At 69.3% G+C, this 19,556-nt stretch carries 19 protein-coding genes; 13 read left to right on the forward strand and 6 right to left on the reverse strand.

Annotated elements, in window-relative coordinates; genetic code table 11:
• The first annotated feature begins 170 nt into the window (after window positions 1–170).
• Genes purL through LMI96_RS09910 form a run of 4 tightly spaced genes read left to right on the forward strand, consistent with a single transcriptional unit; the run spans window position 171 to window position 4,350 of the window.
• A complete protein-coding gene (gene purL, locus LMI96_RS09895) occupies window positions 171–2,519 on the forward strand; it encodes a phosphoribosylformylglycinamidine synthase subunit PurL (RefSeq protein WP_228361385.1) in 2,349 nt (782 codons plus the stop codon).
• Window positions 2,516–2,680, forward strand: coding sequence for a hypothetical protein (locus LMI96_RS09900; protein ID WP_223722087.1), 165 nt, complete (start codon window positions 2,516–2,518; stop codon window positions 2,678–2,680). The genes purL and LMI96_RS09900 overlap by 4 nt, the downstream gene beginning before the upstream one ends.
• A 21-nt stretch (window positions 2,681–2,701) precedes the next feature.
• Window positions 2,702–3,580, forward strand: a complete 879-nt coding sequence (locus tag LMI96_RS09905; protein WP_228361386.1) for a hypothetical protein — start codon at window positions 2,702–2,704, stop codon at window positions 3,578–3,580.
• Between the two features lie 38 nt (window positions 3,581–3,618).
• A complete protein-coding gene (locus LMI96_RS09910; protein ID WP_228361387.1) occupies window positions 3,619–4,350 on the forward strand; it encodes a hypothetical protein in 732 nt (243 codons plus the stop codon).
• Between the two features lie 81 nt (window positions 4,351–4,431).
• Here the strand turns inward: LMI96_RS09910 and LMI96_RS09915 are convergent, their stop codons facing one another.
• Genes LMI96_RS09915 through LMI96_RS09925 form a run of 3 tightly spaced genes read right to left on the reverse strand, consistent with a single transcriptional unit; the run spans window position 4,432 to window position 7,606 of the window.
• Entirely contained in the window at window positions 4,432–5,322 is an 891-nt protein-coding gene (locus LMI96_RS09915) for a glycine betaine ABC transporter substrate-binding protein (protein WP_228361388.1), read from the reverse strand.
• Between the two features lie 11 nt (window positions 5,323–5,333).
• Window positions 5,334–6,293 carry a proline/glycine betaine ABC transporter permease gene (locus LMI96_RS09920; RefSeq protein ID WP_228361389.1) on the reverse strand — a complete coding sequence of 320 codons (960 nt, stop codon included), beginning with the start codon at window positions 6,291–6,293 and terminating at the stop codon, window positions 5,334–5,336.
• On the reverse strand, window positions 6,290–7,606 hold the full coding sequence (locus tag LMI96_RS09925) for a glycine betaine/L-proline ABC transporter ATP-binding protein (RefSeq protein ID WP_228361390.1): 1,317 nt from the start codon (window positions 7,604–7,606) through the stop codon (window positions 6,290–6,292). Before LMI96_RS09925 ends, LMI96_RS09920 begins: the two co-directional genes overlap by 4 nt.
• 432 nt (window positions 7,607–8,038) lie before the next feature.
• Between LMI96_RS09925 and LMI96_RS09930 the strand changes: the two genes are divergently transcribed.
• The 3 genes from LMI96_RS09930 to LMI96_RS09940 are packed head-to-tail and all read left to right on the forward strand — an operon-like array spanning window position 8,039 to window position 10,028.
• Entirely contained in the window at window positions 8,039–8,431 is a 393-nt protein-coding gene (locus tag LMI96_RS09930) for a GntR family transcriptional regulator (RefSeq protein WP_223722081.1), read from the forward strand.
• Entirely contained in the window at window positions 8,428–9,336 is a 909-nt protein-coding gene (locus tag LMI96_RS09935) for an ABC transporter ATP-binding protein (protein WP_228361391.1), read from the forward strand. The genes LMI96_RS09930 and LMI96_RS09935 overlap by 4 nt, the downstream gene beginning before the upstream one ends.
• Window positions 9,333–10,028: a hypothetical protein gene (locus LMI96_RS09940; protein WP_228361392.1), complete on the forward strand. Its 696-nt coding sequence runs from the start codon at window positions 9,333–9,335 to the stop codon at window positions 10,026–10,028. Before LMI96_RS09935 ends, LMI96_RS09940 begins: the two co-directional genes overlap by 4 nt.
• A 72-nt stretch (window positions 10,029–10,100) precedes the next feature.
• On the opposite strand, the gene LMI96_RS09945 is transcribed toward LMI96_RS09940, so the two are convergent.
• Complete coding sequence (locus tag LMI96_RS09945; protein ID WP_228361393.1) at window positions 10,101–10,430, reverse strand: chorismate mutase; 330 nt, start codon at window positions 10,428–10,430, stop codon at window positions 10,101–10,103.
• A 52-nt stretch (window positions 10,431–10,482) separates the two neighbouring features.
• Here LMI96_RS09945 and LMI96_RS09950 point away from each other — a divergent pair, with 52 nt between their 5' ends.
• Window positions 10,483–11,643 carry an AI-2E family transporter gene (locus LMI96_RS09950; protein WP_228361394.1) on the forward strand — a complete coding sequence of 387 codons (1,161 nt, stop codon included), beginning with the start codon at window positions 10,483–10,485 and terminating at the stop codon, window positions 11,641–11,643.
• Window positions 11,644–11,674: 31 nt separating this feature from the next.
• On the opposite strand, the gene LMI96_RS09955 is transcribed toward LMI96_RS09950, so the two are convergent.
• On the reverse strand, window positions 11,675–12,982 hold the full coding sequence (locus LMI96_RS09955; protein ID WP_228361395.1) for a beta-propeller fold lactonase family protein: 1,308 nt from the start codon (window positions 12,980–12,982) through the stop codon (window positions 11,675–11,677).
• A complete protein-coding gene (locus LMI96_RS09960; RefSeq protein WP_223722075.1) occupies window positions 12,982–14,268 on the reverse strand; it encodes an adenylosuccinate synthase in 1,287 nt (428 codons plus the stop codon). Before LMI96_RS09960 ends, LMI96_RS09955 begins: the two co-directional genes overlap by 1 nt.
• A 159-nt stretch (window positions 14,269–14,427) precedes the next feature.
• On the opposite strand from LMI96_RS09960, the gene LMI96_RS09965 reads away from it, so the two are divergent.
• The 5 genes from LMI96_RS09965 (at window position 14,428) to LMI96_RS09985 (ending at window position 19,494) form a co-directional block, all read left to right on the forward strand.
• Window positions 14,428–15,138, forward strand: a complete 711-nt coding sequence (locus tag LMI96_RS09965; protein WP_223722074.1) for a DUF1684 domain-containing protein — start codon at window positions 14,428–14,430, stop codon at window positions 15,136–15,138.
• Between the two features lie 34 nt (window positions 15,139–15,172).
• Window positions 15,173–16,675 (forward strand): ABC transporter substrate-binding protein, encoded by a 1,503-nt coding sequence (locus LMI96_RS09970; RefSeq protein ID WP_228361396.1) that lies wholly within the window; start codon window positions 15,173–15,175, stop codon window positions 16,673–16,675.
• 64 nt (window positions 16,676–16,739) lie between these two features.
• On the forward strand, window positions 16,740–17,702 hold the full coding sequence (locus tag LMI96_RS09975) for an ABC transporter permease (protein WP_228361470.1): 963 nt from the start codon (window positions 16,740–16,742) through the stop codon (window positions 17,700–17,702).
• The gene (locus LMI96_RS09980; RefSeq protein ID WP_228361397.1) at window positions 17,699–18,703 is read left to right on the forward strand and encodes an ABC transporter permease; all 1,005 of its coding nucleotides are present in this window, start codon (window positions 17,699–17,701) and stop codon (window positions 18,701–18,703) included. Before LMI96_RS09975 ends, LMI96_RS09980 begins: the two co-directional genes overlap by 4 nt.
• Window positions 18,700–19,494 (forward strand): ABC transporter ATP-binding protein, encoded by a 795-nt coding sequence (locus tag LMI96_RS09985; protein WP_228361398.1) that lies wholly within the window; start codon window positions 18,700–18,702, stop codon window positions 19,492–19,494. The genes LMI96_RS09980 and LMI96_RS09985 overlap by 4 nt, the downstream gene beginning before the upstream one ends.
• Window positions 19,495–19,556 lie beyond the last annotated feature (62 nt).

Genomic DNA, 19,556 nt, shown 5'->3' on the forward strand with positions numbered 1-19,556 from the left:
AGTGTCATCTCGCCGCGTTCCCGACACCTCTCCCGCTTCACTTGCCGGGAGCGCCCGACAGCGGCACCAGCGCGCGAAACGGACGGGGCGGGAACGGGGCCGGGCTGCGCGAGCGGCTCCCAACTAGACTTGGGCACGTCCGGCATCCCTCGTCCTTGGAGTTCAGCCGCGTGACCACCCCCACTTCCCCTGAGGCGCCCACCCGCCCCGCCGCCGATACCGTCGAGAACGCCACCGCGACTCCCGAGCGCGAGCAGCCGTACGGCGCCCTGGGCCTCAAGCCCGACGAGTACGACAGCATCCGCGAGATCCTCGGTCGCCGTCCCACGAGCGGCGAGCTCGCGATGTACTCGGTGATGTGGAGCGAGCACTGCTCCTACAAGTCGAGCAAGATCTACCTGCGCCAGTTCGGCCAGAAGGTCACCGACGAGATGCGCGAACGCCTCATGGTCGGCATGGGCCAGAACGCGGGTGTCGTCGACGTGGGCGAGGGCTGGGCGGTGACCTTCAAGGTCGAATCGCACAACCACCCGAGCTACATCGAACCCTTCCAGGGTGCCGCGACGGGCGTCGGCGGCATCGTCCGCGACATCATCTCGATGGGCGCGCGCCCGGTCGCGATCATGGACCAGCTGCGCTTCGGGGCGATCGATCACCCCGACACGGCACGCGTCGTGCACGGTGTGACGAGCGGCATTTCCTTCTACGGCAACTGCCTGGGCCTGCCCAACATCGGCGGCGAGACCGTGTTCGACTCGGTGTACCAGGGCAACCCGCTGGTGAACGCCCTCGCGGTCGGCGTGCTCCGCCACGAAGACCTGAAGCTCGCGGATGCCACGGGCCCCGGCAACAAGGTCGTGCTGTTCGGGGCCCGCACCGGTGGCGACGGCATCGGCGGCGCGTCGATCCTCGCCTCCGACACTTTCGCCGACGGCGGCCCCACCAAGCGTCCGGCCGTGCAGGTCGGCGACCCGTTCGCCGAGAAGGTGCTCATCGAGTGCTGCCTCGAGCTCTACCGCGACGAACTCGTCGAGGCGATTCAGGACCTCGGCGCCGCCGGCATCTCGTGCGCCACCAGCGAGCTCGCCGCGAACGGCGGCAGCGGAATGCGCGTCGACCTCGAGAAGGTGCTGCTGCGCGACCCCACTCTGACGCCCGAAGAGATCCTGATGTCGGAGTCCCAGGAGCGGATGATGGCGATCGTCGCGCCCGAGAAGCTCGACGCGTTCCTCGCCGTCGTCGGCAAGTGGGAGGTCGAGACGAGCGTGCTCGGCGAGGTCACCGGTGACGGTCGCCTGCAGATCTTCTGGCACGGCGAGCAGATCGTCGACGTCGACCCCTCGACGGTCGCGGTCGACGGTCCGGTCTACGAGCGCCCCGTCGCGTACCCGTCGTGGATCGACGCACTGAACGAGAACTCGGCCGCCGCGCTCCCCCGCCCAACGGACGGCGACACCCTCCGCACGCAGTTCCTGCAGCTGCTCGGCAGCCCGAACCTCGCCGATACCTCGTGGATCACGAACCAGTACGACTACTACGTGCTCGGAAACACGGCCCTCAGCTTCCCCGACGACGCGGGCATGATCCGGGTCGATGAGACGTCGGGGCTCGGCTTCGCGATCGCGACCGATGCGAACGGCCGGTTCTGCCAGCTCGACCCGTACCAGGGCGCGAAGCTCGCCCTCGCCGAGGCCTACCGGAACGTCGCCGTCACCGGCGCCACCCCGACCGCGGTGACCGACTGCCTGAACTTCGGCAGCCCCGAGAACCCCGAGGTCATGTGGCAGTTCTCGCAGGCCGTTGAAGGACTGTCGGACGGATGCCTCGAACTCAGCATCCCCGTCACCGGCGGCAACGTCAGCTTCTACAACCAGACCGGCGACACCCCCATCCACCCGACGCCCGTCGTCGGCGTGCTGGGCATCATCGACGACGTCGCGCGCCGCATCCCCAGCGGCTGGCAGGACTCGGGCGAGAACATCTACCTGCTCGGCGTCACCGCCAACGAGCTGAGCGGCTCGGCCTGGGCCGACGTCATCCACGACCACCTCGGCGGACGCCCGCCGGCGGTCGACCTCGGCGCCGAGAAGCGACTCGGCCAGCTGCTGCGCGCGGCCTCCGATCAGGGACTCATCTCCAGCGCCCACGACCTCTCCGAGGGCGGCCTCGGCCAGTCGCTCGCCGAGGGCGTCATGCGCTTCGGCGTGGGCGCCCGCGTGTGGCTGACGGAGCTGTCGGAGCGCGATGGGGTGGATGCAGCATCCGCCCTCTTCTCCGAGTCCACCGGGCGCGTGCTCGTGACCGTCCCGCGCGAGGAGGACGTCAAGTTCCGCGGCCTCTGCGACGGCCGCGGCTACCCGGTGCTCCGCATCGGCGTGACCGACTCGGCGGCCGACGGCGACGAGCCTGCCCTCGAGGTGCAGGGCGTGTTCACGGTCTCACTCAGCGAGCTGCGCGAAACGTCGGCGGCCACCCTGCCCGCCGTCTTCGGCCCGACAGTGAGCGAGTTCCCCGCATGACTCTCAGCACCGGCGGTCAGCCCGGCGACCCAGGCGACGGCGAATACGACCTCTACACCGAGAAGCGTCGGATGCGGATGAAGATCGTCGCGTGGACGGTCATCGTCGCTCTCGTGCTCGTCGGTGGCGGTTCGACGGTCATCGCCCTGCTCTTCGGGTGACCCCGCGCGTAGCATGACAGCGTGGAGCCCCTCTTCGAGTTCCTCGCCGCCTGGTGGTGGACCGGCCCGACGACCGTCGGCTTGGCCGCCGCCGGCTACGCGGGCGTGACCACCGGCCGACGCCGTGCGCGGCGGCTGGCTCTCGACGCCGCCCGCCACGAAGAGGGCGCCGCCGCGCGTGCGCTGATGTCGGCCCGCGCCCAGACGCGCGCAGCGCAAGCGCAGGTCTTCACCGCGCAGGCGCAGCGCGCCGCTCCCGCGCCGGGTGTGCCGAGCGTGTCTGAGGCCCGCCGCGCGCTCCAGCAGGCGAAACTGCAGCAGAAGGCCGCGGCTCTGGCGCTGAAGGCCAGCCGCACCCGCGTGCGTGCCGAGCGCGCCCAGCTGAGCGGAACCGCCGACGCACTGCCGCTCGAGCGACTCATGCAGGAGCACGATGCGATCACCGCACGGTGGCTCGAGTACGAGACGGATGTCGAAACGGCGATCGCCTTCCCGCAGATGACCGATGCGCGGCATCCGGCGACGGCGGCGTTCCTGCAGGCGCAGCGCGAGACCTATGAACTGCGGCCGGCGTCGGCATCCACGCGCATCAGCGCCGAGCGCTTCGCCGCGTACCGGCAGTCGATCCGTGCCCTCGAGGTCGCCTTCACCGCGGCGGAGGATGCGGCGATGCGCACGTCGGCACGTCGGATCTCGGCCGCGCCCGACGCACGCGCCGAGTCGCGCCCGCCCCACACCGTCTCGACACCTCGGGCGGGCGCCGGTGAATCCGCTCCCCCGACCGGGGGCACCGCGGAGCCGACTTCCGCTCCGCGCCCCGCATCCGGCACTCGACCCGACCGCCCGCGCCCGGTATGGCCGGTACCGGGACGGTCGCCTCGTCCGCCGGCGGAGCACTGACAGACGAGGCCGGGGGTCTGCGGACCTACGATGAAGCCGTGGAGCATGTTTTCCAGTTCATCGGGAGCTACTGGTGGCTCGTCTTCCCGCTCATGGGCGTGGCCGGCGGCGCTGGGCGCGCCATCGAGCAGGCCGGACGGCGCCGACACAAGCGCCGACTCGAGATCATCCGGGCGAAGGGCGAGCTGAAAGCCGCCCAGGTGGCGGCCGCAGCGCAGGCCGCCCTCCCGCCGGTTCCGACGGCGACCCCGAGCGCTGGGCTCGCTCGCACGATGGCCTCGCACGACGAGGTCACCTCGCGCTGGCTGGAGTACGAACTCGACGTGGCGAAGACCATCGACTTCCCGGCGATGAGCGACGGCCGCCAACCGCTCACCGCCGCGTTCCTCCGGGCGAAGAAGGTCGCCGACCGCCTGCGCCCCGCGTCGGCCGACGCGACCCTCACGGCCGACGAGCGCCGCGAGTACCAGGATGCGGTCACCGACTACGAGGTCGCGTTCGATGTCGCGGAGCGGGATGCCCGCCGCCTCAAGGATTCGTCGTTCACCGCGCCCGAGCGCAAACGCCTCGACGTCGCCAAGCAACTGCTGACCGTCGCCGTCGACCAGGCGGCGACCCCCGCCGAGCGTCAGTTGGCCTACAAGCGCGTCCGCGAGGAGCTCGATGGGCTCATCTCGCTCTCCGACGGTGCCGTCGACGTACTCGAGCAACGCGTGGCGTTGGAGATCGACGCGCCGCCGCGACCGAACACCACTCCGCCGTCGGCCTGATCGTGCCCTGAAGCGACGGATGCCGCCGCCCATCACTCGGGCGACGGCATCGCGTGCACGTCCGGAGGATTCACTCGCCCGTCACTCGGTCAGCGCGTCCGACCACTCCTGGTTCTCGGCCATCCAGTCGGCGACGATCGGACCGTAGTCGTCGCCCCGGTACTGGTTGAACATCGCGTCCTGCAGCGAGTAGAGCAGGTCGTTGTCCATCCGGAAGTCCGAGAGCCACGCGTTCACCTCGGGGAATTCGTCGGCGAAGGTCGTCGAGGTCAGCGTGTGCAGCCCCTCCGCGTCGCCGAGCAGTCCCTGCGGGTCCTCGAGGTCCTTCACCGGGAAGGCGTTGTAGGCCCAGTGCGGGCGCCACAGCGTCACGGCGATGTTCTGCCCCGCATCCGTCGCCGACTTCAGCTCGGTGAGCATGGCCGGCGTCGACGAGGTGACGAAGTCCATCCCCTCGAGGCCGTAGCCGGGGATCACATCCTCCGACGTGATGCGCGTGTGGCCGGCACCCGCCTCGATGCCGACGATGCGATTGCCGAACAGGTCGGCGTTGGCCGCCAGTTCGTCGAGCGAGGTGATCGGGGCGTCCTCGTTGACCGCGATGGTCAGTTTCGCCTCGTCGTTCCACGCACCGAGGTCGACGAGGTCGTCGCCGTACGTCTCCATGAACGACGCGTGCGTGATCGGCAGCCAGCCGTTCAGCACGAGGTCGTACTGGCCGCCGGCGACGCCCGTGAAGACAGCGGCGGGGTCGGCGTAGACGAGTTCGACCGAGTAGTCCTTCTCCTCGAGCGCGTGCTTCCAGAGCTCGGCCGCGGCGATCCCCTCGTCCCAGCCGTTGAAGACCGCGATCGTGAGCTCGCCCTTACTGTCGGCGCTGGGCAGGGCGGAGATCCCGCCACCCACCAGGAGCGCACCGCTCCCGGCGAGCGCGACGACCGCGGCGATGGTGCGACTGCTTCGCAGATTCATGTCGTGTCCTCTCAGGCCTTGGCCGTCGCCGGCCTGCGGGTCAGTGCAGGGGTGCCCGCGGCGCGGTCGGAGGGCTCGGATGCCGGGGGCGCCGCGTCCGTCGCCTTCTTCGTCGTACCGGCCGCGGCCAGCTGCTTCTTCCGTCCCGGGGCGGCGAACCCGGCGGTCACGCGGTCGAGGATCATCGCGAGGATGACGACCGACAGGCCCGCTTCGACGCCGAGTCCGATGTCGATGCGGCTGAGGCTCTGCACGACCTGGCCCCCGAGTCCGCCCGCGCCGACCATGCCGGAGATGACGACCATCGACAGGCTCAGCATGATGACCTGGTTGACGCCGGCCATGATGCTCGGCAGGGCGAGCGGCAGCTGGATCTGGCGCAGGATGCGGCCGGGCGTCGCACCGAAAGCGTGTCCGGCTTCGATGATCTCGCCGTCGACTCCGCGGATGCCGAGCTCGGTGAGGCGCACTCCGGGCGCCATCGCGAAGATGATCGTGGCGACCATACCGGGAACGGGTCCGACGCCGAAGATCAGCATGGCGGGGATGAGGTAGACGAACGCGGGCATCGTCTGCAGGAAGTCGAGCACGGGGCGGATGACGGCCGAGACCCGGTCGCTCCGCGCGGCCCAGATACCGAGCGGAACACTGATCGCGATCGCCACGACCGCGGCGAGGATCACGAGGGCGAGGGAGTCCATCGCGTTCTCCCACTGCGCCACCGAGACGATGACGAGGAGTCCGACGGCGCTGCCGATCGCGAGCCACAGGCCCTTCGACCAGTACGCGAACGCGGCGACCACGATGAGCACGGCCCAGAACGGCGGCGACGAGAGCGACGCGTCGAGCCAGTCGTAGATCGTGCCGAGCAGGGCGGATGCGGCGTCGAAAAGCCACCCGAAGGTCGCGATGATCCAGGTGACAGCGGCCTCGACCACGTCGCCGAGGGGAAGACGGAAGAGATCGCTCATCGCAGGGCTCCGTTCGTCGCGGCGGACGCGTGGTCGGCGGATGCGCCCGCTTCGGCCACCTGCAGGGTCTGCACGATCTCGCTCGCGGGCACCGTCGCGGGCACCTGGATGATGGGGGTCTCGCGCGTCACGGCGGGCACGTTCCCGAGCGCGGCGAGCAGCGTGACGCGCGGGATCACGCCGACCAAGCGGTCACGGTCGTCGACGACGGCCACGGGCACGGGGCTCTCGACCGAGCGCTCCACCACATCCGTCAGCGGATCCTCCGGGCGGACCGCGGGCTGCACGTTCTGGACGATGGCGCGGAGATCGGTGTCGCCCGCTTTGACCGCACGGATCACGGCGCGGTCGGTGACCGAACCCAGGTAGCGACGGTTCTCGAGCACGGCCACGGCGCCGACCTGCTGGTCGCGCATGACGCGGAGCGCGCCGCGCATGCCGGCTGTTACGGGCGAGGTCGCCTGCGGCGGCTCCATCACGGAGGATGCGGTCAGGACGCGGGCACGGTCGACGTCCTGCACGAACTGCGCGACGTAGTCGTTTGCCGGGTCGGTGAGGATCTCCTCCGGTGTGCCGTTCTGCACGATGCGTCCGTCGCGCATGACCGCGATGCGGTCGCCGAGGAACATCGCCTCGTTGAGATCGTGGGTGATGAAGACGATCGTGCGCCCGAGCTCCTGCTGCAGCTCGATGAGCTGCTCCTGCATCTCGCGGCGGATGAGAGGGTCGAGCGCCGAGAACGCCTCGTCCATCAGCATGATCTCGGTGCCGGAGGTCAGCGAGCGGGCGATGCCCACGCGCTGGCGCATGCCGCCGGACAGCTCGTCGGGCATCGCGTCGATGCGATCACCGAGACCGACCTTTTCGAGGATCTCGCGCGCGCGCTCGCGGCGCTCGTCGCGCCCGACGCCCTGGATCTCGAGGGCGTAGGCCGCGTTGTCGAGCACCGTGCGATGGGGCAGCAGCGCGAAGTGCTGGAACACCATCGAGATGGACGAGCGGCGGATGCGGCGCAGCTCCGCCGCAGACGCGTGGGTGACGCTCCGGCCCTGAACCAGGACCTCCCCGGACGTCGGTGGCAGCAGGCCGTTCAGCATCCGGATGATGGTGGACTTGCCGGAACCGGACAGCCCCATGATGACGAAGATCTCGCCCGGATCGACCGTGAAGCTCGCGTCGATGACGGCGGCCGTACCTCGGTCGGCAAGCTCGGCCCGGCTGCGACCGGCGTTCAGCCCGTCGACGACCTGCTTCGGGTTCTTCCCGAAGACCTTGAACAGATTCTTCGCTTCGATCGCGTGCGCGATGGTCACTGTGGATTACCTCGGCAGCCGGTGCAGGGCCGCATCGGTTACGCCCGGGTGGCGACCGCGGGCGGCCACGCAGAAGGCGTGGCTCGCGCTGGCGCCGAGCATCGGACTCGGGCATGGCCGCCGACCGTACGCTCGCCGACTCGCATCCTCGGGCGGATGGGCGACGATCGCGGACTGGTCGTAGGCCCAGCAGCGGGCCGGAGCCAATTTTTCACGCCTGGCAGATGTCCGCAAGTCGGCTGTGCGCGTTGACTCCCGCCGTCCAGTCGCTATCGCGCCCGTGATATCAAAGCGCACGGATCGACGCAAACTGACTCCTGATCAGGGATCGATGGGAAGTCCGACGCAGATCACGGACGGGGTGTTGACAACCGGCGGACTCCCGTTGCATGGTTAGTTACCTGAGTAACGAACCAACGAACGGGGACCACAGTGATCGAAGAAGGCAAGCCGCTCTTCTTGCAGATCGCCGAGAACGTCGAGGACTCGATCATCGACGGGAGCCTCGCGATCGAGGCGCAAGCGCCATCCACGAACGAACTCGCGGCGTTCTACCGAATCAATCCCGCCACCGCGGCCAAAGGAGTGAACATGCTCGTTGACAAGGGCGTCCTGTACAAGCGGCGCGGCGTCGGCATGTTCGTGGCGCCCGGCGCGCGCGACCTGCTGCTCGCCGAACGCCGCACGGTCTTCGCCGATCGCTTCGTCGAGCCGCTGCTCGCCGAAGCCCGCAAACTCGGGCTGGGATCCGACGATCTCGCCCGCCTCATCGCCGACCGCGCGTCCGCGGCCGACTCGTCCACCACCGAAGGGAACACGCTGTGACTTCCGTGATCGAGGTGACCGGCCTCACCAAGCGCTACGGCGACACCGTGGCCGTCGACGACGTGAGCTTCACGATCGAGAAAGACACCATCTACGGGCTGCTCGGCCGAAACGGTGCCGGCAAGACCACCATCATGTCGATCCTCACCGCGCAGAACTTCGCCACCTCGGGCGACGTCCGCATCTTCGGCGAGCAGCCGTATGAGAACAGCCGCGTGCTGTCACGGATGTGCTTCGTCCGGGAGAGCCAGAAGTACCCGGATGACGCCCTACCGAAGCACGCGTTCGCGATGGCGCGTCTCTTCTTCCCGAACTGGAACCAGGAGCTCGCCGACCGACTGATCCAGGACTTCCAACTGCCGATAAAGACCCGCATCAAGAAGCTCTCGCGCGGTCAGCTGTCGGCCGTGGGCGTCATCATCGGCCTCGCCGCGCGCGCAGAAGTGACGTTCTTCGACGAGCCGTACCTCGGTCTCGACGCGGTCGCCCGGCAGATCTTCTACGACCGGCTGCTCGAGGACTACGCGGAGCATCCGCGCACGGTCATTCTCTCCAGCCACCTCATCGACGAGGTCGCGAACCTCATCGAGCGCGTGCTGGTCGTCGACCGCGGCCGAATCCTGATGGATGAGGAGACGGATGCGGTCCGCGACCGCGCCGCCACTATCGTCGGCGATACGGCGACCGTGGAGGAGTTCGTCGCCGGTCGTGAGGTGATCCACCGGGAGGCGCTCGGACGCGTGTCGTCGGTGACCGTGCTCGGGACCCTCACCCCGGGCGACCGCGAGCGCCTCACCGCCGAGGGCCTCGACGTCACTCCGGTCTCGCTCCAGCAACTCATCGTCCGCACGACGCAGCACGCGGCCGATGCCGCGGCCGCGCACCAGGAAGGAGCACGTCGATGAACCGCACGTTCAACGTCGTCCGGATGCAGCTCGTCAACCGGCAGACGTACATCTGGATCCCGCTGATCATCCTCGCGGGCTCCTTCGTCATCACGCTCGCCATCTACGGCATCCTGCAGACGGCGGGCGTGGAAGGCGCCAAGGTCGGGGGCGGCGCCCAGGCCCCGCTCTGGTACTTCCTCGCGGTCGGCGTGCAGGCACTGACCCTCACCTTCCCGTTCTCGCAGGCCATGAGCGTGACGCGCCGGGAGTTCTACCTCGGGTCGCTGCTCACGGCGGTGCTCACCTCCGCGCTGCTCGCCGTGATCTTCGTTCTCGGCGGCTTCGTCGAGACCCTGACCGACGGGTGGGGGATGAACGGCTACTTCTTCTCGATCCCGTGGCTCTGGGAATCGGGACCGCTGCTGGCCGGGCTCTTCTACTTCGTGCTCGCGATGCTGTTCTTCGTCGTGGGCTTCGGTGCGGCGACCATCTACAAGCGGTTCGGGGCGTTCGGTCTGACGCTGTCGCTTATCGGCCTCGGCGTGCTCCTTGTCGCCGCACTCTGGCTGGTCGGCTGGGCGGATGCGTGGGCGCCCGTCTTCGAGTGGTTCGTGCAGATCGGCGCCGGTGGGCTCATGCTCCTGCTCGCCGGCCTCGCCGCCCTGCTGGCGGTCGGCGCCTTCCCGATCCTGCGGCGCGCGGTGCCCTGAGCACCGCGTGCACACAGCGATGGCCCGGGTGCAGCATCCGGGCCATCGCTGTCTGTGCGTTCGGGAGTCGCGCTACTCGGCGGGGGCAGCGTCGTCGGTGCCCTCGGTGCCCGCAGCCGCGATCCGGTGGTGCTGGATCACCTCGGCGACGACGAAGTTGAACCACTTCTCGGCGAAGGCGGGGTCGAGATCGGCGTCCTCTGCGAGACGCTTGAGACGGGCGATCTGGTTCTCTTCGCGGGAGGGATCGGACGCCGGCATCCCATGCTCCGCCTTGAGGCGGCCGACCTGTTTGGTGCAACGGAACCGCTCGGCCAGCAGGTAGGTGAGCGCCGCATCGATGTTGTCGATACTCGCGCGAAGATCACGAAGGGTCGTGGTCGGGTCGATGGGCTCGGTCATGGCGTCCTCCGCCCACGAGACTACCGGCCGCTGTGCTCCTAGAGTGATGACCATGACCGACCCCTTGCAGGTTCCCCGGCCCGCGCGCGGACGCCGCGCCCGAGCCGCGTCCGCCGACAGCGGCGCCCCCCAGTCGGGCGAGACCGGAGTGAGCCGGCGAGCGGTGCACCATCCGTTCGCCCTCGGGTTCTTCATCACCCTGGGCGGGCTCGTCGCTCTGCTCCTCGGGTTCGCGTTCTCGAACCTGTCCACGGTCATCATCTACATCGTGTTCGCGATGTTCGCGGCCCTCGGCCTCGACCCGGTGGTGCGGCTCCTCGAGCGGCGAGGACTGTCGCGCACCTGGTCGATCGTGATCGTCTACGCCGCCTTCGCGATCGTTCTCGCGGCCGTGCTCATGCTCATCATCCCGACCGTCGTGCGGCAGATCGTGCAGTTCGCGAACGACGTGCCCGGGCTGATCACGACCTTCCAGCAGGGCGACACCTACGCCTGGCTCGAGAACCAGTTCGGCGACGTCTTCAACGACCTGCTCAGCCAGGTGCAGACGTTCCTGGTCGATCCCGGACACATCGCGGCCATCGGCGGCGGCGTGTTCCAGGTCGGCGTCACGATCGTGTCCGGAATCTCGGGCGGCATCATCATCCTGGTCCTGAGCCTCTACTTCCTCGCATCGCTGCCGACGATCAAGCGCTCGTTCTACCGACTCGTTCCCGCCCACGGACGGTCGCGCGTCGCCGACCTGACCGAGCAGATCACCGACTCGATCGGCGGATACCTCATGGGCATGGTGATCCTGGCGCTGTGCAACGCGACGTTCGTCTTCCTGATGTTCGTCGTGCTGGGGCTGCCGTTCCCGCTCCTGCTGGCGGTGGTGACGTTCTGCATCACGCTCATCCCGCTCGTCGGCACCGTCCTGATGTGGGTCATCGCATCCGTCATCGCGCTCTTCGCGGATCCGTTCGGAGCGCTGATCTTCGCGATCGCCTACCTCGTCTACATGCAGGTCGAGGCATACGTTCTCACCCCGCGCATCATGAACCGCACCATCAGCATTCCCGGCGCGCTCGTGGTCATCGGCGCGCTCGTCGGCGGCACGCTGCTCGGACTCCTCGGCGCGCTCGTCGCGATCCCGGTGACCGCATCCGTTCTGCTGGTGCTCAAGCAGGTCGTGATCCCGAGGCAGGACGCGAAGGCGACGCCCGACGCCTGACGCCGCGCCTGACGCTCCTGACGCGAGCCGCTCAGCGGGCGGGGAGCAGGCAGGTCGGCGACGGCGCTTCGGTGCGCCGCACCGGACGCGAGAGCCCGCCGTTCCGGATGTCGAGGGTCAGGGCGACGACATCATTCGAGTGCTGGCCGGCGACGAGCAGCGTGTCGCGCACGACGAGGTGGTGCCGCGGCCACGTGACGCCCGCGTCCGCCAGGGCGACCGGCACCAGGTCGTCGCCGGCACCCCGCACCCGCACCGACGCGATCGTGTCGAGCCCGCGAATGCTCGCGTAGATGAACTGCCCGTCGGTGGATGCGGCGAGCTCCGCCGCCGCATCGACACCCGCCCGGGTCTCAGGCGAGAGCGGGGTGCCTCCCAGAACGCGCCACGCTCCGGCGCGGTCGGGCCCGAGCACGAAGATCTCGCAGGAGAGCTCGGTGAGCACGTAGAGGTGCCCGCTCGGGTGGCGGACCATGTGCCGGGGGCCACTGCCGAGGGGAAGGCGCACGACGCCGACCAGGCGCAGACCGTCCGCCCCCGAACGCCAGAACCGCACGAGATCGAAGCCCAGGTCGGTCGTCGCGATCAGGCCGCCCCCGAGGAACACGGACTGGTGCGCCCGCGACACCCGCTCCGGCGCCGCGACAGATCTCGTGTCGGATGCCGCGTCCGACCCGTCACCCTCACCGGACGCGCGGCGCGGCAGCTCGAGCCCACCCGCCGAAAGGCCGAGCGCGGCGAGCGAATCCTCCGGCGCCGACAGGTCGGGCACGAGGTGGGCGAACTCCGGACCCGCTGCCTCGCGGAGCGCGCGTGCCGCGTCCGCGAGGTCGATCCCGCCGCCCGGCAGGTCGAACGCGCCATCCGTCGCCGTGGATCCCGGGTCGACCGGCGGGGCGAACGGGTCCGATGGCACGTACGGGTCGATGGCGGATGCGGCGATCGTCGCCGCCCCGGGGCGACCGACGGCGTCGAGCGCCACGCGCACGACGCGCCCATCTCCCCAGCAGGTGGCGAGGAGGTAGGTGGCATCGGGACTGACCGCGACGTGGCAGACCGACTCGCCGATCCGCACGGCCGGTCCGAGCCGGGCGAACGAGGAATCTCCGGTGCGGCGGAACGCCTGCACGGCGCCGGCGCCCTCGAGTGCCGCGTAGACGACAGCGAGCGACGGGTGCGCCGCCAGCCACGTCGGCGACCCGCCGATCTCGGCGGCCGTGCCCGCGAACGCCAACGCACCACCGGCGGATCCGGCATCCGCGTCACCCGCGAGCAACTCTCCGATGCCGACGGCCGTGCCGCCCTGATCGGCGCCGTAGCCTCCGATCCAGAGGCGCATCAGTCGACGAGATCGTGGCGCACGATCACCGCGTCGCGGGAGGCCCCGACACCGATGACCGAGATGCGCGTGCCGCTCATCTTCTCGAGAGCCAGCACGTACTCCTGCGCTTCGACCGGCAGGTCCTCGAAGGTGCGCGCACCCGAGATGTCTTGCGACCATCCGGGCATGTACTCGAGGATCGGCTTGGCGTGGTGGAACTCGGTCTGGTTGACCGGAACCTCCTCGAACCGCACACCGTCGACGTCGTACGCGACGCACACGGGGATCTCGTCGAGTCCCGTGAGGATGTCGAGCTTGGTCAGCACGAGGTCGGTGATGCCGTTGACCCGGGTCGCGTAGCGGGTGATCGGAGCGTCGTACCAGCCGACGCGGCGAGGCCGCCCGGTCGTCGTGCCGAACTCGAAGCCGCGCGAGCGCAGCCACTCACCGGTCTCATCGAACAGCTCGGTCGGGAACGGACCCGAACCCACGCGGGTCGTGTACGCCTTCACGATTCCGACGATGCGATCGAGACGGTTCGGACCGACGCCCGACCCGGTCGCCGCCCCGCCCGCCGTCGCCGACGACGACGTGACGAACGGGTACGTGCCGTGATCGACGTCGAGCATGGTCGCCTGGCCGCCCTCGAAGACGACGACATCGCCCGCGTTCAGCGCGTCGTTCAGCAGCAGGCCGGTGTCGCACACCATCGGCCGCAGCCGCTCGGCGTACGACAACAGGTCTTCGACGATCTCGTCGACGGCGATCGCCCGCCGGTTGAAGACCTTCACGAGCATGTGGTTCTTCTGATCGAGCGCGCCTTCGACCTTCTGCCGCAGGATGTTCTCGTCGAAGAGGTCTTGGATGCGGATGCCGACGCGGTTGATCTTGTCGGCGTACGCCGGGCCGATGCCGCGACCGGTCGTGCCGATCTGGCGCTTGCCGAGGAAGCGTTCGGTGACCTTGTCGAGCGTGCGGTGGTACTGCGTGATGACGTGCGCGTTCGCGCTCACCCGCAGGCGCGACGTGTCGACGCCACGGGCGGTGAGAGCCTCGAGCTCGTAGAAGAGCACCTCGAGGTCGATCACGACACCGTTGCCGATCACGGCGTTCACACCGGGAGACAGGATGCCGCTGGGCAGCAGGTGCAGCGCATACTTCTCATCGCCGATGACGACGGTGTGGCCGGCGTTGTTGCCGCCGTTGAACTTCACCACCCAGTCCGTGCGCTCACCGAGAAGGTCGGTGGCCTTGCCTTTGCCCTCGTCGCCCCACTGGACTCCGACGATCACGATGCCTGGCATGGAAGCTCCTCGCTCTGGCCGACCGGTACACCCCATCCTATCGAGCCGTCCCGACGCCCCCGATCCGCGCGAATCCGGAATATCCTCGCCCGACCGGGCATTGCGTCCTGTGACGGACAATTCGTCCGCGTCCCCCGCCTTTCCGAGAATGGATGAGCCATGCCCGCATCCGACGATCACGCCCGCTGGCGGAACGAGCGCTTCGCCGCCGTGGCCGCCCCCACGGGCAACCTCGCTCTCGTGGAGACCCGCTGGACCGGGGAACTTCCCGACCTGGATGCCGCACGCGTCGGGCTGCCCGCATCCGCGCAGGTGACGCGCGTGCGCCGCACCGGGATCGACAGCGGCGAGACCGAGCACGGCCTTCGCGTCTGGGATGCCGACTCCCCCGCGATCCGGGCGTTCGAGCGCATCGACGTGTACGAGTACGACCCCGCGTGGGTCATCGAGGCGCAGTTCGTGCCGGTCGCCGGAGACCGCACCGTGCCCTTCGAGCACATCCGCGACAACGGCGGCACGCGGGATCTCGTCGTTCCCGGAGACATCCTCTTCACTCTCGACGGCCGGGAGTACTCGCTGTCGGCCTTCGACGACGGCGGCACCCTGCTCCTCGTGTTCGGCGACGAGACGAACGGCACCGAGACCTACGGGTCGGGCCGCTTCCTGTTCGTGCAGCGCACCGCGGATGCCGATCCGAACGAGCCCGGCACCGTCATCCTCGACTTCAACCGCGCCTTCGTCCCGCCCTGCGGGTTCTCGGCGCAGTACAACTGCCCCCTGCCTCCCGTCTCGAATCGGTTCCCGTTGCCGATCCGTGCCGGGGAGAAGAACGTCGTGTTCAACGACGGCTTCGACATCTACGCGGCCTGACCCGCCGCATCCACCGCACCCTGGAGTACCCCTCATGAAGAGATCCCTCGTAGCCGCGTCCGCGGCAGTCGCCGCAGCCCTCGTGCTGTCGGGCTGCGCCGCGGGTTCCGGTTCGTCCGATGCCGGCGATGCCGGTGCCGACGCCACGATCGCCATCGGCTCGCTGTACGAGCCCCAGAACCTGAGCAACACCCAGGGCGGCGGCCAAGGTGTCACCGAGGCGTTCAACGGCAACGTCTACGAAGGCCTCTATAAGCTGACGGATGACGGCGAGGTCGAGCCCCTGCTCGCCGCGAGCGAGGAGACCAGCGAAGACGGTCTCACCTACACGATCACGCTGCGCGACGACGTTACCTTCCACTCCGGCAAGGCACTGACGTCGGCCGACGTGAAGGCGAGCGTCGAGGCCGTGACGGCCGAAGACTCCCAGTCGGCGCGCAAGTCGAGCTTCGGCGTCATCAGCGACATCGCGACCCCCGACGACCAGACCGTCGTGTTCACCCTGTCGCAGCGCTCGATCTCGTTCCTCTACAACCTCAGCTACATCTGGATCGTGAATTCCGAGGCCGGCGACCTCACGCAGACCGAGGACGGCACCGGACCGTACACGCTCGACGAGTGGCGCCAGGGCAGCACCCTGACGCTCACCCGCTGGGACGACTACTGGGGCGAGCAGGCCAAGAACGCCGAGGTCGTGTTCACGTACTTCACCGACGCGACCGCGGAGGACAACGCGCTCCTCACCGGCGAGATCGACCTCATCACGAGCGTGCAGAGCCCGGATTCGCTCGCGCAGTTCGACGGCAGCGACGACTACGTCGTGAGCGAGGGCACGTCGACCACCAAGGAGCTGCTCGCGTTCAACGACCGCGTCGCCCCGTTCGACAACGCCCTGGTGCGCAAGGCCGTCTACTCGGCGATCGACACCGAGAAGCTCCTCACCTCGATCTGGGGCGACTACGGCACCCTGATCGGCTCGATGGTTCCCCCGACCGACCCCTGGTACGAGGACCTCACCTCCGTGAACCCGTACGACCTCGACCTGGCGCGTCAGCAGCTGACCGAGGCGGGCTACCCGGACGGCTTCACCTTCACGCTCGACACCCCGAGCTACGACCCGCATCCGGCCGTCGCGGAGTTCCTGCAGTCGCAGCTGGCCGAGGTCGGCATCACGGTCGAGATCAACACGATCAGCGCCGACGAGTGGTACACGAAGGTCTTCAAGGACCGCGACTTCACCGCGACCCTGCAGGAGCACGTGAACGACCGCGACGTGGTCTGGTACGGAAACCCCGACTTCTACTGGGGCTACGACAACGCCGACGTGCAGCAGTGGGTGTCCGAGGCCGAGCAGGCCACGACCACGGATGAGCAGACCACTCTGCTGCGTCAGGTCAACGAGCAGATCGCACAGGACGCAGCGAGCGTGTGGCTGTACCTTTACCCGCAGATCGTCGTCGCCTCCAGCGACGTCAGCGGATACCCGGTGAACGGACTGAACTCGCAGTTCTTCGCTTACGACATCGTCAAGTCCTGACAGCAGACGGATGCCGGGAACGCAGGTCGTTCCCGGCATCCGCCATGTAAACCCACTGGATCCCATGCTCCCCTACCTGCTCCGCCGGCTCGCGTTCCTCGCGGTGTCGCTCGTGGTCGCCATGGTGGTCATCTTCGTGCTCCTGAGGCTGCTTCCGGGGGATCCCGCGAACGCGCTCCTGTCGATCGACGCAACGCCCGAGCAGATCGCCGCGGCACGCGCGCAGGTCGGCTCCGACCAGCCGCTGCTGCAGCAGTTCGCGACGTGGGCGGGGCAGCTGCTGAGCTTCGACCTGGGCGATTCGTACATCAGCTCGCGGCCCGTCGGCGCCGAGATCGCGGCCCGCCTGGTGGTCACCCTGCCGCTCACCCTGCTCGCCTTCGCGCTCGCGCTCATCGTCTCGCTCGCCGTCGGCATCGTCGCCGCCGTGAAGTCCGATCGCTGGTACGGCATCGTGTTGAGCGGTTTCGCGCAGCTCGGCGTCGCCGTTCCGGTGTTCTGGGTCGGCGTCATCCTCGTATGGATCTTCGCCCTGCAGCTCGGGCTCCTCCCCTCGGGAGGATTTCCGCGCGACGACTGGGAGGACCCGGCCGACGCCCTCCGCTCGCTCACTCTGCCGGTCATCACGATCGCGATCGTCATGAGTGCGTCGCTGAGCCGCTACGTGCGCTCGGCGACACTCGATGTGCTCGGCAGCGACTATCTGCGGACGGCCCGCGCGGGCGGTGCGGCTCTGCCGGAGGCACTGCTCCGGCACGGCGTGCGAAACGGCGCGGTGCCGGTCATCGCGATCCTCGGCATCGAGCTGTCCACCGCCCTGCTCGGAGCCGTCGTCGTGGAGAGCGTCTTCACCCTGCCGGGCCTCGGCAGCATGCTGCTCACGGGCATTCAGCAGCACGACTACGCGAACATCCAGGGCGTGCTGGTGGTGAGCACCCTGTTCGTGCTGCTCGTCGGTTTCGCCGCCGACGTCGTGCAGCGCCTCGTCGACCCGCGCCTGCGCACCAGCGTCTCGGGGAACCGATGAGCGCGGGCGAGTCGGGCGCTCCGGTGTCGGGCGCTCCGGTGTCGGGCGCTCCGGTGTCGGGCGCTCCGGTGTCGGGCGCTGTCGGGCTGGGGGTTGGGGTGGATGCGGGTGTGGGGCCGGATGCGGGTCTGGGTGCGGGTGGGCGGCCGGATGCGGTTGGGCGGCGCGATGCGGGTGGGCGGCGCCGTCGCGGCGGACACCCGACGCTGGTCATCGGGCTGATCCTCACCGGCATCGTGGTGCTCGTGGCGCTCGTCTCGCTCGTCTGGCTGCCGTATCCGCTGTCCGACACGAGCGGCGGCCGCCTGGACAGCCCGAATCCGGCCCACCTCCTCGGCACCGACCGGCTCGGCCGCGATCTGCTGTCGCAGCTCATGGTCGGTGCGCGCATCGCTCTGGCCGTCGGCGCCGGTTCCGTGCTGCTCGCGGCCGTCCTCGGCACGCTCCTCGGCCTCGCGGCCGCCTTCGCCCGGCCCTGGATCGACGACACCCTGTCGGCTGCGCTCGATGTGGTCATCGCGTTCCCCGTGCTGCTGCTGGCGATGCTCGTCGTCGCCGTGCAGGGTGCCTCGCTGTGGTCGGCGATCCTCGCGATCGGACTCGCGATGTCGGCCGTCGTCGCCCGGCTCACCCGCATCCTCGCCCGTCGCGTGCTGCAGGAGCAGTTCGTGACCGCCGCGCGCACGAGCGGCACGGGCACCGCGGGCCTCATCGTCCGCCACGTGCTGCCCAACATCGCGCCCACCCTGCTCGTGAGCCTCGCTCTCCAGTTCGGTATCGCGGTGCTCGCCGAGGCGAGCCTGTCGTACCTCGGCCTCGGCGCCCCGCCGCCGAACGCCTCCTGGGGACGGATGCTGCAAGAGGCGCAGGGCACGGTGCTCGTCGCGCCGGTCGGCGCGATCGCGCCCGGCATCGCGATCGTCGCCCTCGTGCTCGGGGTCAACTTCCTCGCCGACGGCCTGCGCGAATTCGCCGACCCGACGAGACGGAGGTCGCGATGACTCTGCTGCAGGTATTGGAACTCTCGGTGCGAGCGGGAGAGGCCCGGCTCGTCCGCGACGTCTCCTTCGCGGTGGCCGCCGGCGAGCGCGTCGGCATCATCGGCGAGTCCGGGTCGGGCAAATCCGTGACGTCGCTGGCGGTGACGGGTCTGCTCGCGCGCGGGCTGACCGCATCCGGGTCCATCGAACTCGACGGGCACGAGGTGGTCGGCGCGGCCGAGAAGTCGCTGCTTCCGCTTCGCGGACCCGTCGCGCAGATCGTCTTCCAGGAGCCGTTGACCGCGCTCGATCCGCTGATGCGCGTCGGCCGCCAGGTCGCCGAGCCGCTGCGGCGACACCTCGGACTGCGGGGGTCTGCGCTGCGAGACGCCGTCGCTGCCGCGTTCGCGGAGGTGGCGCTCGAGGATCCTCGCATCGCCCGCGCGTACCCGCACGAGCTCTCGGGTGGGCAGCGCCAGCGCGTCGCGATCGCGATCGCCCTCGCCGCCCGGCCGAAGCTGCTGATCGCCGACGAACCGACGACCGCGCTCGACGTGACGGTGCAGGACGGCGTGCTCGCGCTGCTCGAGCGGCTCGTCGCCGAGCGCGGCATGGCCCTGCTGTTCATCAGCCACGACCTCGCGGTCGTCTCGCGCATGACGGAGCGCATCGTCGTGCTGCGCCACGGTGCGGTGGTCGAGGAGGGCCCGGTCGATCGGGTACTGCGGACGCCGCAGCATCCGTACACAACCGCCCTCGTCGCGAGCGCCCGGGCCCTCGACTCGGCGCTGGATGCGGAGGGCGCCGCGTGAGCCGTCCTCGATCCCTCCGCCGTAGCGTGCCCGTGACACGTGCCGCGCGCCACTTTTCTGCT

It is taken from the genome of Microbacterium sp. cx-59 (assembly GCF_020805625.1).
In the GTDB taxonomy this organism is placed as follows: Bacteria; Actinomycetota; Actinomycetes; order Actinomycetales; family Microbacteriaceae; genus Microbacterium.